The sequence below is a fragment of the Arthrobacter alkaliphilus genome (assembly GCF_021483235.1).
GTDB lineage: Bacteria > Actinomycetota > Actinomycetes > Actinomycetales > Micrococcaceae > Arthrobacter > Arthrobacter alkaliphilus.
Map to the genome: position 1 here is coordinate 24895 of NZ_JAKEEC010000006.1, position 14613 is coordinate 39507.

Sequence of the window (14613 nt, forward strand, 5' to 3'; positions counted from 1 at the left end):
ACGAAGCTGGACTCATCAGCACAAACAGAGGAGCCAGCCATGAAGACCCAGGAACACAGTGTCACCCGCACCCCAGCCATCGACTTGTATTGCGAAGTTCGCGGCGAAGGACCCGCCGTCGTCCTGATTCCGGGCGCGACCGGCGACGCAGGGCATTTCACGAAGTCTGCCGACATTCTCAGCGACGAATTCACAGTCATTACCTACGATCGCCGGGGCAACTCCCGCAGTACCCAGGGAGCCGACAACGACGATGTCGCGACAATCCGCGCGCAAGCCGACGACGCAGCCTCACTCATCGCCGCATGTGGACTGGACCGGGCCGTCGTGTTCGGCACGAGCGGCGGAGCGATCATCACTTTGGAGCTCATCACCCGGCACCCGGATGTGGTGCGTGGTGCGGTGGTCCACGAACCTCCGCTCATCAGCCTTTTGCCACAGCAAGATGGACCGGATCCTCTTGAGGACGTGTTCAAGCTTGCCGCGGCCGATCCCCGGGCCGCGCTCGAGGTTTTCATCAAACTCAACTCCAGCCCGACCGCTCTCGACGGACTCGATGCTGCCACCCGTGACCGGATGTTCAACAACGCCGAACAGCTGTTCAGCAAGGAAGTGAAGAGCTTCCTCACCTACCAGCCGAACGCCGACGCCCTCCGGCGGTCAATGGTTCCGCTCACCCTGCTACGCAGCGCAAACGGGCTGCCCTTCGCGCCGGTGACCAACGGCTGGCTCGAGTCAAACCTCGGCCTCGAAGAGAAGATCATCGGCGGCCACCACGCCCCGTACTTTGATACGGCCAAGACCTTCGCGGAAGAACTCCGGCCCTACCTCCGGGCTCTGATCTAGAACAAGAGCGGGGCTTCCTTCACTTCTCCCTCCCCTGGACGGACAGGTTTATGCTTTGAGGGAGGTGGTCCCTATGCCGCAGACGATGATCGAGGACGGTCGCCGGTTCTATGCTGAGCAGGCCTGGATGGCTGCGCTGCAGGCGTTCGAACGAGCGGACCGTGATGTTCCGATCCCGGCCTCCGATATTTTAGTGTGGGCGTTCAGCGCATTCCTGGTCGGCCACGAGCAGCGGAGCCTGGAACTGCTGGCCCGGGCGTTCCGGGGCTTCCTCGAGGCGGGCGACTCCGCATCGGCGGCCCGTGCGGCTTTTTGGCTCGCCTTCGCCCATGAGGCGCACGGTGACCCGGCACGGGCTGAGGCATGGGGTCGGCGGCTCGCCACGATTGTCGAGGATGCCGGGCTCGATCCCGAGCGGGCCTTGGTGTACTCGGGGCTGGGGCATGTAGCTCTTTCATCCTCTGAGCCGGTCCAGATCGAGCGCGCCCTAGAGCTCTCACGCCGGGCCATCGAGATCGCCCGGCCCGCCGGGGACACGGACACGGCAGTACTGTCCCGTCTGAGTGCCGGGTGGGCTCTCTTGCGCCTCGGGCGGAGGGCTGCCGGCTTGGCCGAGCTGGATGAGGCCATGGCCATGGTGAACTGCGGGGACGTCCCGACCCCTCTGGTCAACGGGGTTGCCTATTGTTCGGTCATATCCGCGTCCTTGCGGACCCTGGATGTCGCCCGGGCGCGGGAGTGGACCACGGCGGCGTCGGAGTGGTGCGCCGGGCATCCGGAGCTCGTGCCGTTCCGGGGCGAGTGCCTCGTGCACCGGTCCGTGGTCAAGATGCTCGACGGCGACTGGGCGGGTGCACTGACCGAGGCCGTGCGCGCAGGCGAGCGGGTGAGGGCGGTGGACGTGGGGCCGGCTTACTACCAGCTGGGAGAGCTCCACCGGTTGGCGGGACGCTTCACCGCGGCCGAGGAGGCGTACCGCCTGGCAAACTCCGCGGGCCGCAGGCCGGAGCCGGGACTCATGCTGCTCAGGCTCGCCCAGGGCCGCACGGACGCGGCCGTCCTCTCGGCCCGACGGCTTGAGCGCGAGACAGTGGGCGAGGCCGGGCGTTTGGAGTTCCTCCCGGCATATGTGGAGGTCATGGCGGCCGCGAGCGCCCCTGACGAGGCCCGGTCGGGTGCCGAGGAACTCGTCAGCCTCGTCCAGGCAAGCCCCTCGGCCGTGTTGTCCGCACGGGCGCTCACCGCCGTCGGGACCGCGCGCTTCGCTGCAGGGGACGCCGTTGACGCTGCCGCGAGCCTGCGGGATGCGTCCATCCGGTGGCACGAGCTGGGCCTGCCATATTCGGAGGCGAGATCACGGGCGGAACTCGGGAGGTGCTACGCGGCCCTTGGGGATGACGAGGCCGCGTCCTTGGAGTTCGAGGCCGCCCGCGCGGCCTTCGAACGGCTGGGCGCCGCGCCCGATCTGGCTGCACTCCCGGGCATCGCGCCGTCCCCGTCCGGGCCGCTCACCGCCCGGGAGGTGGACGTCATCCGTCTCGTGGCCAAGGGGCTCACGAACCGTGCCGTCGCCGAGGAACTCGTGTTGAGCGAGAAGACGATCGCACGGCACCTCGCGAACGTCTACAGCAAGCTCGGCATCGCCTCCCGGGCCGCCGCCACAGCCTACGCGTACGACCACGGGCTGATCTGACGCCTTCCCGCCCTGCACAAAATGACCCATCCGCCCGTCGTCGTGGTTGCATCATCCGCCCGAAGCGCTCCCCGGACGGGTTCGCTTACCGTCGTAGCAGAAGCCCGCAAAGGGCGGGCCCTGGAACACTCGGAGGGCATCATGGCAGGCATCCAGCCCGTCGCGCCGGCGTCGGCAACGACGGGAAGCAGGACCGTTGAAACGGTGATCGTGGGCGGCGGGCAGGCCGGGCTCGCGACCGCCTACTGGCTTACCCGGGCGGGCCGGGAGTGCGTCGTCCTCGAGGCCCGCGCCCGGGTCGGGAACCAGTGGCGTGAACGGTATGACTCGTTGCGGCTCTTCACGCCCGCACGAGCCGACGGCCTTCCCGGGACACCGTTCCCGGGACGGAAATCGGCCTGGCCGACCGGCAGGGAACTCGCCGACTATCTGGAAAACTATGCGGCCACCCTTGGGGCGGTGGTCCGCACCGGGGTGCGCGTGGTCGAGGTCGATATTGCCGAGGGCGGCGGCTTCGTGCTCTCCACGACCGACGGCGCCCTCCGGTCCCGGAACGTCGTCCTTGCAGCCGGCAGCGATTCGTCGCCGAAGATCCCCGAAGTAGCGGCCCAGCTCGATCCGGGTATCCGGCAGCTTCATTCAAGCCAGTACCGCAACCCCGCACAACTTCTGCCGGGACCGGTCCTCGTGGTTGGTGCCAGCCAGTCCGGCGCCGACCTCGCACTCGAAGCGGCCCAGGCAGGCCACGAAACCTGGCTTTCGGGGCGGAACCACGGAGAGATCCCGGTGGACGAGCGCCTCGCAGCTCCGGTCTTCTGGTTCGCCTCAAACCATCTCCTCACTCTCCGCACCCCGATTGGACGCAAGCTGCGTCCCGCGATCAGGCGCGGCGGATCGCCACTCATCCGGACCAAACGCGCCGACTTGGATGGCGCCGGGGTGCAGCGCACGACTGCACGGACAGTGGGCTCGCAGGACGGTCGCCCGGTCCTTGAGGACGGCACGGTGCTTGACGTCGCCAATGTCCTCTGGTGCACCGGCTACCGCCCGGACTACTCCTTCGTCCGTCCCGCCGTCGTCGGGCCCGACGGGTACCCCGCGGAGACCGAGGGCGCGGCCGACGGCGTTCCGGGCCTGTTCTACGTAGGCCTCATCTTCCAGCGCGGCTTCTACTCGCACTTGGTCGGCGGAGTGGGGCGGGACGCACGGTTCGTTGCCGACCGCATCGCCGCCCGCTCCCCCTCCGGCTATCCAGTGGCCGCCCAAGGCCAGTAAGCACCGCCGGGACAGGCGGCCCGAAGTTCGTGCCGAGGGCCGCTCATCCAGCGGCCCTGTTGCCGGGGACGCCCGACCTCCAGCCTTCGTTGTGGAGTCGTTCGAACCCGTCCAGGAGCACGTCCAGGGCGAATTCGAACTCTGACTGGTCATCGCAACCCTGACCAACTGACGACGCGTCGTCGTGTGCCCCGACAGTGGCGATGGCGACGATGTGCGGAAACCTTTCGGCAGCCTGGCGGAACATGGCCGCCCGCATCCCGGGATCAGCGGGCGGTTGTGGAGTGGGAAACACCTCTTGGGTGAATCCCCACATTCTGCTGCCGAGGGCGTGCATCACGTGATGGGTGAGGTCGGCCGAAAGGCCGCCCGCCAGGAACATGCCAATGAGGGAGTTCATGTAATCCAGCACGACCGGCGGAGCCTGAGTGCGCGACTCGATCACCCGCGGGGCCCAGGAGTGGCGTAGCAGCGCCTGCCGGGCCGAGAGGATCCGGTGCCGAACAGCATTTTTCCAGTCGGGACCGGGAAGGGGTGGATCGACCTCGGCAACGATGACGCTGACCATGCCGTCGAGCAGTTCCTCTTTGTTAGCCACATGTTTGTACAACGCCATAGGAGCCACGCCCAGTTCTTGGGCCAGCTTGCGCATGCTCAGCGATTCGATGCCGATGTCGTCGGCCAAGGCCACTGCGGCGCGCAGCACGCGCTCGCGATTGAGCGGGGCCCGACGCGGCACAGCCGCCCCATTTTCACTCCTTGACATGGCGTACAGCGTACACCTACGATCGGGGCGGTTGAAGGTGTACGCCGTACACCAACTACGCCTGGAGGCCCACATGACCACGACAATGAAACCAGCCCGCATGGGCTCACTGCGCAAGACCGCCCTTGTGGCGGGCGCGCTCTATCTGGCTACCTTCGTTTCAATTCCGACCCTCTCCCTCTACGGTCCGATCCATGGCCGCGGCTACATCGCCGGCCCCGGGCCCGACACGGGCGCGATCTGGGGCGGCATCCTGGAGATGATCGTGGCCTTCGCCTGCATTGGCACGGCGGTGGTGCTCTACCCCGTGCTCAAGGGGCAGAACCAAGCGGTCGCGCTCGGCTTTCTCGCCGCGCGGGTGCTGGAGGCCGCCACGATCGTCGTCGGCGTCGCAGGCCTCCTGACGGTCGTCAGCCTGCGGCAGGCCGGAGCCGGAGCAGACGCGGTGGTGACCGGCCAAGCGCTGGTCGCCCTCTACGACCGGATGTTCCTGCTCGGCCAAAGCCTGCTCCCGGCGGCAAACGCCCTGCTGCTGGGCTCCGTGCTCTACCGGACACGCTTGGTACCGCGGATTCTTCCCGTGCTCGGATTCATCGGAGCTCCCCTGCTCCTCGCCTCCACCGCCGCGACGATGTTCGGGATCCTCGACCGGGTCTCCCCGTTGTCAGGAATCGCCGCACTCCCTATCGCGCTGTGGGAGTTCTCGCTGGGCGTCTGGCTGCTCTTCAAAGGCTTCAAGACCGCACCCGTCCCTGAGCCATGAATACTTGACACGACCAGAAACTACGTATACTGATTATCTCGATTATTGCCGAAGGCAACAGGGCTAAGGTCGAGCCTTCTCATCTCCGGACACCGTCGTCTTCCACCGAGCAAGGGAATCATCATGGGCTTCCTGGACCGTGAACGAACCATTGCGCCGCCGGGCTTCAACCGCTGGCTCGTACCGCCCGCGGCCCTCGCCGTTCATCTGTGCATCGGGCAGGCCTACGCGACCAGCGTCTACAAGACTGCGCTGGTGAAGCATTTTGGCGCCAGCCTGACTGAGGTCGGCGTGATCTTCTCCATTGCCATTGTGATGCTGGGCCTCTCCGCCGCCGTCATGGGCACCTGGGTGGACCGGAACGGACCGCGGAAGGCGATGTTCACCTCCGCGATGTTCTGGGCGGGCGGCTTCCTGATCGGCGCGCTGGGCATCTTCTCCCATCAGCTGTGGCTCGTCTACCTGGGCTACGGCGTGGTGGGCGGCATTGGCCTTGGCATCGGCTACATCTCTCCCGTTTCCACGCTGATCAAGTGGTTCCCGGACCGCCCCGGCCTGGCCACCGGCATGGCGATCATGGGCTTTGGCGGCGGTGCGCTGATCGCCAGCCCGGTGTCGCAGGCGCTGCTCAAGGCATACGATCCTAACTCCGGCGCGCAGGGCTGGGTGGCCAGCGGCGACGCGGTGGGCAAGCTATTCCTGACCCTCGCCGCCGTCTACCTCGCGTACATGCTCTTCGGCGCATTCACCGTCCGGGTGCCGGCCGACGGCTGGCGGCCGGCAGGCTTCGATCCGGCCAAGGTCAAAGCGGCCAAGCTGGTGACCACGGAGAACGTCTCCGCGAAGAATGCGATCAAGACCCGGCAGTTCTGGCTGGTGTGGGTGGTGTTGTTCTGCAACGTCACGGCCGGCATCGGCATCCTGGAACAGGCCGCGCCCATGATCCAGGACTTCTTCCGCCAGTCCGACGGGAAGTCCTTGGTGAGTGCCGGCGTCGCGGCAGGCTTTGTCGGGCTGCTGTCCATCGGCAACATGGCGGGCCGGTTCACGTGGTCGGCCACTTCCGACGTCACCGGCCGCAAGCGGATCTACATGATGTACTTGGGCGTCGGCGCAGTGCTGTACACAGTGCTGGCCTTCGCCGGGTCTACCGCCACCGTCCTTTACGTTGCACTCGCGTTTGTCATCATCTCGTTCTACGGCGGCGGTTTCGCCACGGTCCCGGCGTACCTCCGGGACCTTTTTGGGACGTACCAAGTGGGCGCCATCCACGGCCGGCTGCTCACCGCATGGTCGGCTGCCGGCGTGGCGGGCCCGCTGATCGTCAACGGGATCCTGGACGCGCAGGGCAAACCGGGCAAGCTGACCGCCGTTTCCTACCAGCCGGCGCTCTTGACCATGGTGGCGCTGCTGGTGATTGGTTTCATCGCCAACCTGCTGGTCAAGCCCGTCGATGAACGGTTCCACGAACGCCGCCCCGAAGCTGCACGAAACGTCCATGGAGGCCGGAAATGAGCACCACTGCACCCACTCCCGCCGCGCACGAGCCGGTCAAGCGCTCCACCGTCCGGCTCGTGGTTGCCTGGGTCTTGGTGGGGATCCCGCTGGCCTATGGGGTCTTTCAGACGCTGACCCAGGTGACGGCGCTTTTCGGATAACGCCGGTCCGGCCGCCCATCACTGGATCATCCCCCCTAAGGCAGCGTCCGCGGGGCCTCGTCAGTTCTCCTGGACGGCATTGGCATGCGATTCGGAGCGCCGGACGTGCCGGGCGGCGATGATGTCGACGCCAAAGGCATAGCCACTCACTCCCGCGCCGGCAATCACCGCCACGGCCACGGGCGAGACGAAGGAGTGGTGGCGGAACGCCTCGCGGGTGTGGGGGTTGCTGATATGGACTTCGACGACGTCCAGCTCGGATGCCTTGATGGCGTCATGCAGGGCAACTGACGTGTGGGTCAGGCCGGCGGGATTGATAACACAGCCAACGTTCCCGGTGCGGCCCCGGTGCAGCGCGTCGATGAGGTCACCCTCGTGGTTGCTTTGCAGGAAGTCCACATCCAACCCGTGGACTGCGGCACGCGCACGGACCAAACGTTCGACGTCGGCGATCGTGTCACTGCCGTAGATTTCCGGTTCGCGGGTACCGAGCATGTTCAGGTTGGGTCCGTTGAGGACGAGGACGCGGTTGGTCACGGGGTCTGCTTTCTGGGGTTTACTGCAATAACGAATCAGGGGTCGAACGAGTGGTGAGGGCTTCTGTCACGAGGTTTCGGGCCGCGGAGATGCTGCGGCGGGCCGCGGCCGTGGCATCCAGCTCACGGAATTCCGGATAGTTCACTTCCACGCACCACGGCCCGGAGAACCCCGCGGCACGGACGGCGCGGATGAAGCCTTGGCCGTCAGGGTCACCGTCGCCGGGCAACCGGCGGGTGGAGCGTGCATTGGCCAGGAAATCATTGTGAACGCGGTATCCGCCGTTGAGCTGGACGGCCGCGATATGGCCCATCTCTCCACTGGCGATCCCGTCGGTGGTGCATCCGGTGTTGTAGGCGTGCCACGTGTCGGCAAGCGCTCCCCCGATCCCCGCAGCGGCCTGAATGTCTCGAACAAGCCCGTAGTCCCGGATCTTTGACCAGGCGAAGGCCTCGATGGCCAGGTCATAGCCGGTGCAGGCCACCAGGCCGGCGAATTCGGCCAGTCCACGACCGGCGAGCCGTGGGTCCGCCGCCGGGCCGGCGCCAAACTCCCCCACACTCACGTGATGTCCGCCGACAGTGTTGGTGGACAGGTGCGCGGCCAACTCACCGATGAGTCCAGCCGCCCGGTAGACGGCCGGGTTGCCGGGTCCATCGCACCACCCGCCAACGAACTCAATTTCAACAAGGTCCAGCCCGGTTCCGTGCAGGACTCCGGACATGTGGGTCAGCACGGCAGAGGGGTCCGCAGTCCCGAGATCATTCCAAGCCGGGTCGGTGAGTTCGTTGAGGTGAAGGCCGATGCCGGCGTAACCGGCATCGGCAGCCGCCTGGACCCGCGCGCTGAACGAGTGCCTTGGGGGCTGCCCGAAGCCGCTGCCGGACAGGGTGAAAAAACTTGCTGCGTAAGAACCCAGGTCCTGGTCGGTTCTTGGTGGCTGGTCGGTCACGCCTCAGCCCACCTGCATGGCAGCCGGTACGTAGTGCGGGGTGGCATATTCCTTAAAGCTGGGTGGGGTGGCCAGACCCCAGGCCGTGCTGCGGCCGCCGGTTTCGGTGTCCCACGTGACCGGTTCCCAGTCGGGCGAGAAGATGTGGATCCCGCCGGAGAACACCTCGATCCGGTTGCCGCCGGGTTCGATGACATAGAGGAAGAACCCTTGGGTGCGGGAGTGCTTTGCGGGGCCGAAATCGATCGGCACGCCGTTCTCCATGAATATGTCGGCTGCCTTGAGAACGTCCTCGCGGCTTTCGACGGCGTAGGCCAGGTGGTGCAGCCGGCCTTCTGTAGGGTATGGCTCCTGGGTCAGGGCAAGGTCGTGGGCCTTGGTCATGAGCGAAAGCCAAGCTCCGACTTCCTGCTCGGTGCCGGCCGGGACCAGCCGCTCCCGTAGTTTGAATCCGAGGGATTCCTGGGCGAAGGCGCTGGCTCGCCCCACATTCGGCACTAGCAGGTTGATGTGGTCAAGGTGCGCAGCTGCCACGCCCCTGGGTTCGTATTTTTGCGGCTGGTTGGGCAGGTAGGGCTTCTCTCCCGCGGGGGCGACGTACTTTTCCGTCTCGAAGTAGATCTCCTGCAGGTGCCCTCCGGGGCCGCGGTACTGGTAGGCGGCGCCATGCCCCACATCCCCGTCAACCCACTTTCCCTGGATGCCCTTTGCCTCCAAGGCGGCGACCCTGCGGCGCAGCGCCTGGGGGCTGGTGCAGCGCCACGCTACGTGTCCGGGGCCGGCCTGGGCCGCCGCGGTCACCTTCAGGGACGTCAGCACGTCATCGTTCCGTGCCCGCAGGTAGACCGCGTCAGCCGTCTCCTCCACGGTGTAGAGCCCGTAGACCCGGGTGAAGAAATCCGCCGTCTCCTGGAGGGCCGGGCTGAGGATTTCGACATGCCCCAGCTGCGCGACGTCGTAAATTGGTTCCTTGTATGTGTCTTCTCCGGGCATCTTGAGCCGTTCGGCGTGGTGGGAGATGTCGACCATGGTGCTCCTTTGCACGCGGCAGCCCGGCAGGCCGCCAGTGTTTTCCGTGGGATGTGTCAGCTGCGGGTATCAGCGTGGCGCGGCCGTTGCGCCCAGACCGGCTTCATTTTTCTGTTCAAGCTCCGCGATCCCTTCCATCATCGCCGGGGCATGGTTGGCCACGGACAGGCCGCCGAAAAGGTAGGCCAGGTCAATGGTGGCCTGCAGCTCGTCCCAGCTGGCACCGGCCCGGCGGGCGGCCAGACCGTGCAGCTTGGCGGCGTCGCGCAGGTTGACGGCCAGGACCGCGAAAAGGATCAGTTGGACCGTTTTCTGGTCGAGCTTGTCCGTGTAGCAAATCAGGTTCCGGACCCGTTCCTCGGCGAGCAGCAGGTCCGGGTTCGAGTCCCGGAGCCGGTCGAAGCGGGCCTGGATCCGCGGAGGCACGAATCCCATCAGTTCCCGGTAGGTGTCCAGGAATTCATCGATCTGCCAGTTCTGGCTTTCGGTGGCGGTCATGGCCATCCCCTCTTTCCCTCGTGTTGGCTGTGTTGGGCTGCGGTGGCGGTTCAGGCGCCGGCGACCGTCAGGGTTCCCAGGTTGCTGAACTCTGCTGTGATCTGTTCACCCGGGCGGACAAAGACGGCGTCGGTCAGGCCGCCGGTCAGCACGACCGCACCGGCTTCGATGGCCTCTCCGCGCCCGGCAAGCGCGTTGGCCGCCAGGGCCAGGGCTTCGCCGGGGTGTCCCTGGACTGCTGCCCCGGTGGCGGTGGCCACCACGGCGCCGTTGACGGACAGGACCACCGCCTCGAGGGCCAGGTCCAAGCCGGCGGGATCAGTGCCGTCAGCCCCGATGAAGAGCCGTGAAGAGGAAGCGTTGTCGGCCACGACGTCGGGCAGCGTGAACTTGAAGTCAGTGAAGCGGCTGTCGATCACCTCGAAGCCGGCGTGGACGCTTCCGACGGCGGCCATGGCGGTTGCTGCAGTCACGCCGGGCCCGGAGAGGCGGTTCTTCATGACGAAGACGATTTCCGGTTCGATCTTGGGGTGGATGAGCTCATCCATCGGGATCGGAACACCGGCCTCGAGGACCATTCTGTCGGTGATCACGGCGGTGAGGGGCGAATCGATACCCATCTGCTGTTGCTTCGCGCGGGCCGTCAGGCCAAGCTTCACGCCAATGACGCGCTCTCCACCGGCAACCTTCAGGTCGATGAGCTTGCGCTGGACGCGGTAGGCGGCGTCGAGATCGAGCCCGGGGTACTCGTCGGTGATTTTTCCGCCGTCGGTCCGGTCCAGTTCGCGCTTGTACAGCACGTCGGCGACGCGGTCCTCGGTCCAGTCGTTGCCTTGGGCGGAGGGAGAGATGGTTTCGCTGCTCATGCGGAGACTCTTTCGTTGTGTTCGCCTGCCTGCCGCTGCAGACCGGCCAGTTCGATGGCGACGTCGATGATCATGTCCTCCTGACCGCCGACGTAGCCGGCTTCGCCCACGCGTCGGAGGATCTGGTAGGCCGGAACACCGTAGCGATCCGCAGCCCGTTCCGCATGGAGCAGGAAGGAGTTGTACACACCGTAGCGCCCCTGGACGATCGAGGAGCGGTCCATTACCGGCATGCGTCTCACGATCGGGGCCAGGACTTCTTCGGCGGCGGCGAGGGCCGCTTCGACGTCGACGCCGGTAGGGATGCCCATGGCGTCCAGGACGGTGACCAGAACTTCGGTCGGGGTATTGCCGGCACCGGCGCCGAGCGCTCGGAGTGTTCCGTCAATGCTCCGCGCCCCGGCACGGTAGGCTTCCACGGAGTTCGCTACACCCATGGACAGGTTCTGGTGTCCGTGGAAGCCCACCATGGCGTCGTCGCCCAGTTCCTGGACCAGTGCATCCACCCTGGTCCGGACGCCGTCGGGAAGCAGTGCCCCCGCGGAGTCCACAACATACACGCATTGGCATCCGGCGTCGGCCATGGTCCGGGCCTGCTTCGCCAGCCGCGCGGGTTCTGTGCGGTGGGACAGCATAAGGAACCCGGCTGTTTCCATGCCCAGGTCCCGGGCAGCGCCGAAATGCTGGACGCTGACATCGGCCTCCGTGGAGTGCGTGGCGACCCGCGCCATGCCCGCCCCCGCGGCGTGGGCTTCACGGAGATCGTGTACGGTTCCGAGTCCGGGAAGCAGCAGGACGGCGATCTTCGCATCGGTGACGGCTTCTGCTGCCGCAGCTACCAGGTCGATGTCCCGGACCGCGGAGAAGCCGTAATTGAAGGAAGACCCGGCGAGCCCGTCACCGTGGGTGACTTCGATGATGGGTACGCCGGCATGGTCCAGCGCCTTTGAGATGTCACGGACCTGTTGGACGGTGAAGCTGTGGCTGACGGCGTGGCTGCCGTCGCGCAGGGTGGTGTCGATGATACGGACGGGCGGGTTGCCCGTGCTGGCGATGTTGGCGGAAGTCATTTCGCAGCCACCTGTACTTTCTGGTTCGTGGCGTCGGGTTTCGTATGAGCCCAGGCCAGTGCAAGTTGTTCGCCGGCACGCGCTGCGGCGGCCGTCATGATGTCGAGGTTGCCTGCCCATGGCGGGAGATAGTCGCCGTTGCCGGTGACTTCGAGGAAGACCGCAACCCGTCCGTTGCCGTCCCAGTCCGGGCGCGGCTCATCGAACTGGGGCTCGGATTTGAGCCGGTAGCCCGGGACGTACTGCTGGACTTCGGCGACCATCCGGTGGACGGATTCGGTGATGGCCTCGCGGTCCGCGTCTGGGCCGATGGCGGCAAAGACGGTGTCGCGCATGACCATTGGAGGCTCCACGGGGTTCAGGATGATGATGGCCTTGCCTCTTGCCGCGCCGCCCACCGCTTGGAGGGCGTGCGAAGTGGTTTCGGTGAATTCGTCGATGTTCGCCCGCGTTCCGGGTCCTGCGGAGCGGGAGGAGATGGAGGCGACGATTTCGGCGTATGGCACCGGGGTGACCCTGGAGACGGCAGAAACGATGGGAATGGTGGCCTGGCCGCCGCAGGTGATCATGTTGATGTTCGGGGCAGTACCGCCGCCGGCATCCAGATGCTCATCGAGGTTCACTGCCGGGCACACAAAGGGGCCGACTGCGGCGGGCGTGAGGTCGACGGCGGCGATGCCGGCTTCGCGGTACCGCGGGGCGTTCGCGTCGTGGGCCTTGGCGCTGGTCGCTTCGAAGACAACATCGGGGACGACCTCCTGGTCAAGGAGCCAATCGACTCCCCCGGCGCTGGCTTCAACGCCGAGCTCGCGTGCCCTGCGCAGCCCGTCCGAGGCAGGGTCGACGCCGATCATGTAGCGGACATCGAGGGTGCCGCTGCGCTGGAGTTTGATCAGTAGGTCCGTGCCGATGTTTCCCGGGCCGACGATGGCCGCGATAGGACGTGGACGATGGTCCATGGAATGACTCCTGTGGCTCGATGTGATGTGTCAGTTGGCGAAGTTCGCGGTGACGCTGCCCAGTCCCCCGGCGAAAGTTGCCGTGATGGTGTCCCCCGGCGCAGCCGCGACGGCGGCAGTCATGGAGCCCGGAAGAACAACGGAGCCGGCCTCGAGGGTGACGCCGAGTGGGCCCAGGGTGTTCGCGAGCCAGACGAGCGCGTTCAGCGGTGAGCCGAGCACGGCGCCTCCGGCTCCGGTGGCAATGAGCTCGCCGTTCCGGGACAGGTTCACGCCAGTGGTCCGCAGGTCCAGGTCTGCCGGTTTCACGGGCCGTGAACCCAGGACGACGCCGCCGGAGGAGGCATTGTCGGCGACGGTGTCCGCGAGCTTGATCTTCCAGTCCGTGATTCGGGAATCGATGATCTCCAGTGCCCCCACGACGTAGTCGATGGCGCTGAGTGCTTCGGTGGCGGTGACCCCCGGGCCGGTCAGGGACTTTCCGAGGACGAACGCGAACTCTGGTTCGACCTTCGGGCTGATGAAACGCCCGGCCTTGATGGGCTCTGTGTCGGCGAAGAACATGTTGTCCATCAGATGCCCGAAGTCCGGCTGGTCCACACCGAGCTGCTCCTGCATGACGCGCGAGGTGAGGCCCACCTTGTGGCCTTTCACCCTGCGGCCTTCGACCTTCCAGGCCTCTACCTGTGCCAGCTGGATGCCGTAGGCGCCCTCGATACCCAGATCCGGGATGGTGTCAGTCAGCGGCGGAACGGTCTGGTGGGTCCGGTAGGCCTCAAGGAGTGCCTGCGCGGCGCCGTTGTCGCGGGTGTCGGTGATCATGCGTGTCTCCGTCAGTCTGGGTGGTGCGCGACCTGGAAGCGGCCGGTGAATGGAACGAACACTTGGAATCCTGCCCGGCATTACTCCATACTCCAAGCATGTGTCCCACTGAACGAAACATCCCCGAATCCATGATTGGACGGGTCTCTCTGGTGCTGGGCGCCTTCGGCCCCGACGACGAAGACCTTGGAATCTCCGAGATCGCCCGCCGGACGGGCCTGGCGAAAGCGACGGTTTCGCGGATCGCTCGGGAGCTTATCGAGTACGAGTTCCTGGAGCGGCGCGGCACTTCGGTCCGGCTGGGGCTGCGGATCTTCGAACTCGGATCTGTCACCCGCCGCCCCAAGGACCTTCGCCGTTTGGCGTTGGCGACGATGGCTGACCTGCGGCAGGCGACCGGCCACACCGTCCACCTGGCAGTGCGGGAAGGCCGGGAGGTGGTCTACATCGAGATCCTGAGGGGCCGCGATGGCGTTCAGCTGCCCTCACGGGTCGGCGGACGCATGCCGGCTCACGCGACGGGTGTCGGCAAGGCCCTTTTGGCCCACGCGGATTCCGCGGCCGTGGAGGAGATCCTTGCTGGACAGCTGGAGCAGATGGGTCCCCGTACGTTCACCGCCCCGAAGGACCTGCGGGTGGAACTGGAATCCGTGCGTACGCATGGCGTCGCTTATGAACAGGAGGAGTCGGCCTCGGGCGTGTGCTGCGCGGCCAGCGCCATACTGCGCGAAAATGGTGAACCGCTGGCGGCCATCAGCGTCTCCGGGCCGCTCGGCGTCGTGCAGTTGGAAAGGGTGGGGCCCGCTGTACAGGCGGCAACGATGGGCCTCAACCGTCTAATTCGAAACAACACGATGCTGAAGAGAATCTAAGGTATCC

The 14613-nt window shown here is 66.2% G+C and carries 16 protein-coding genes; 7 read left to right on the top strand and 9 right to left on the bottom strand.

The genetic code is table 11. From position 1 onward, the window contains the following. The first annotated feature begins 39 nt into the window (after nucleotides 1-39). From L0B83_RS06380 to L0B83_RS06390, 3 genes are all read left to right on the top strand, one after another. Complete coding sequence (locus L0B83_RS06380) at nucleotides 40-846, top strand: alpha/beta fold hydrolase (RefSeq protein ID WP_234757573.1); 807 nt, start codon at nucleotides 40-42, stop codon at nucleotides 844-846. 73 nt (nucleotides 847-919) lie between these two features. Further along, nucleotides 920-2539, top strand: a complete 1620-nt coding sequence (locus L0B83_RS06385; RefSeq protein WP_234757574.1) for a LuxR family transcriptional regulator — start codon at nucleotides 920-922, stop codon at nucleotides 2537-2539. Between the two features lie 21 nt (nucleotides 2540-2560). After that, nucleotides 2561-3814: a flavin-containing monooxygenase gene (locus L0B83_RS06390; protein ID WP_234757575.1), complete on the top strand. Its 1254-nt coding sequence runs from the start codon at nucleotides 2561-2563 to the stop codon at nucleotides 3812-3814. Nucleotides 3815-3857: 43 nt separating this feature from the next. Here L0B83_RS06390 and L0B83_RS06395 read toward each other — a convergent pair whose 3' ends face one another. Then, the gene (locus L0B83_RS06395) at nucleotides 3858-4580 is read right to left on the bottom strand and encodes a TetR/AcrR family transcriptional regulator C-terminal domain-containing protein (RefSeq protein ID WP_234757576.1); all 723 of its coding nucleotides are present in this window, start codon (nucleotides 4578-4580) and stop codon (nucleotides 3858-3860) included. Nucleotides 4581-4653: 73 nt separating this feature from the next. Here L0B83_RS06395 and L0B83_RS06400 point away from each other — a divergent pair, with 73 nt between their 5' ends. From L0B83_RS06400 to L0B83_RS06410, 3 genes are all read left to right on the top strand, one after another. Next, entirely contained in the window at nucleotides 4654-5343 is a 690-nt protein-coding gene (locus tag L0B83_RS06400) for a DUF4386 domain-containing protein (RefSeq protein ID WP_234757577.1), read from the top strand. Nucleotides 5344-5466: 123 nt separating this feature from the next. Next, nucleotides 5467-6858, top strand: coding sequence for an OFA family MFS transporter (locus L0B83_RS06405; RefSeq protein WP_234757578.1), 1392 nt, complete (start codon nucleotides 5467-5469; stop codon nucleotides 6856-6858). Continuing rightward, nucleotides 6855-7001 carry an MFS transporter small subunit gene (locus L0B83_RS06410; RefSeq protein ID WP_234757579.1) on the top strand — a complete coding sequence of 49 codons (147 nt, stop codon included), beginning with the start codon at nucleotides 6855-6857 and terminating at the stop codon, nucleotides 6999-7001. Before L0B83_RS06405 ends, L0B83_RS06410 begins: the two co-directional genes overlap by 4 nt. Before the next feature lie 60 nt (nucleotides 7002-7061). Here the strand turns inward: L0B83_RS06410 and L0B83_RS06415 are convergent, their stop codons facing one another. The 8 genes from L0B83_RS06415 to L0B83_RS06450 all read right to left on the bottom strand — a co-directional run bounded on the left by L0B83_RS06415 (nucleotide 7062) and on the right by L0B83_RS06450 (nucleotide 13734). Beyond that, nucleotides 7062-7538, bottom strand: coding sequence for a type II 3-dehydroquinate dehydratase (locus L0B83_RS06415; RefSeq protein WP_308193962.1), 477 nt, complete (start codon nucleotides 7536-7538; stop codon nucleotides 7062-7064). A 19-nt stretch (nucleotides 7539-7557) separates the two neighbouring features. After that, nucleotides 7558-8490 (bottom strand): sugar phosphate isomerase/epimerase family protein, encoded by a 933-nt coding sequence (locus L0B83_RS06420; protein WP_234757580.1) that lies wholly within the window; start codon nucleotides 8488-8490, stop codon nucleotides 7558-7560. A gap of 3 nt (nucleotides 8491-8493) precedes the next feature. Continuing rightward, nucleotides 8494-9519 (bottom strand): VOC family protein, encoded by a 1026-nt coding sequence (locus tag L0B83_RS06425; RefSeq protein WP_234757581.1) that lies wholly within the window; start codon nucleotides 9517-9519, stop codon nucleotides 8494-8496. Between the two features lie 69 nt (nucleotides 9520-9588). Then, complete coding sequence (locus tag L0B83_RS06430) at nucleotides 9589-10017, bottom strand: carboxymuconolactone decarboxylase family protein (protein WP_234757582.1); 429 nt, start codon at nucleotides 10015-10017, stop codon at nucleotides 9589-9591. Between the two features lie 50 nt (nucleotides 10018-10067). Continuing rightward, on the bottom strand, nucleotides 10068-10883 hold the full coding sequence (locus L0B83_RS06435) for a 2-keto-4-pentenoate hydratase (protein WP_234757583.1): 816 nt from the start codon (nucleotides 10881-10883) through the stop codon (nucleotides 10068-10070). Beyond that, nucleotides 10880-11953, bottom strand: coding sequence for a 4-hydroxy-2-oxovalerate aldolase (dmpG, locus tag L0B83_RS06440; RefSeq protein ID WP_234757584.1), 1074 nt, complete (start codon nucleotides 11951-11953; stop codon nucleotides 10880-10882). Before dmpG ends, L0B83_RS06435 begins: the two co-directional genes overlap by 4 nt. Next, complete coding sequence (locus L0B83_RS06445) at nucleotides 11950-12912, bottom strand: acetaldehyde dehydrogenase (acetylating) (protein WP_234757585.1); 963 nt, start codon at nucleotides 12910-12912, stop codon at nucleotides 11950-11952. The genes dmpG and L0B83_RS06445 overlap by 4 nt, the downstream gene beginning before the upstream one ends. 30 nt (nucleotides 12913-12942) lie before the next feature. Continuing rightward, entirely contained in the window at nucleotides 12943-13734 is a 792-nt protein-coding gene (locus tag L0B83_RS06450) for a 2-keto-4-pentenoate hydratase (protein ID WP_234757586.1), read from the bottom strand. Nucleotides 13735-13832: 98 nt separating this feature from the next. Between L0B83_RS06450 and L0B83_RS06455 the strand changes: the two genes are divergently transcribed. Further along, nucleotides 13833-14606 (top strand): IclR family transcriptional regulator, encoded by a 774-nt coding sequence (locus L0B83_RS06455; protein WP_234757587.1) that lies wholly within the window; start codon nucleotides 13833-13835, stop codon nucleotides 14604-14606. Nucleotides 14607-14613 lie beyond the last annotated feature (7 nt).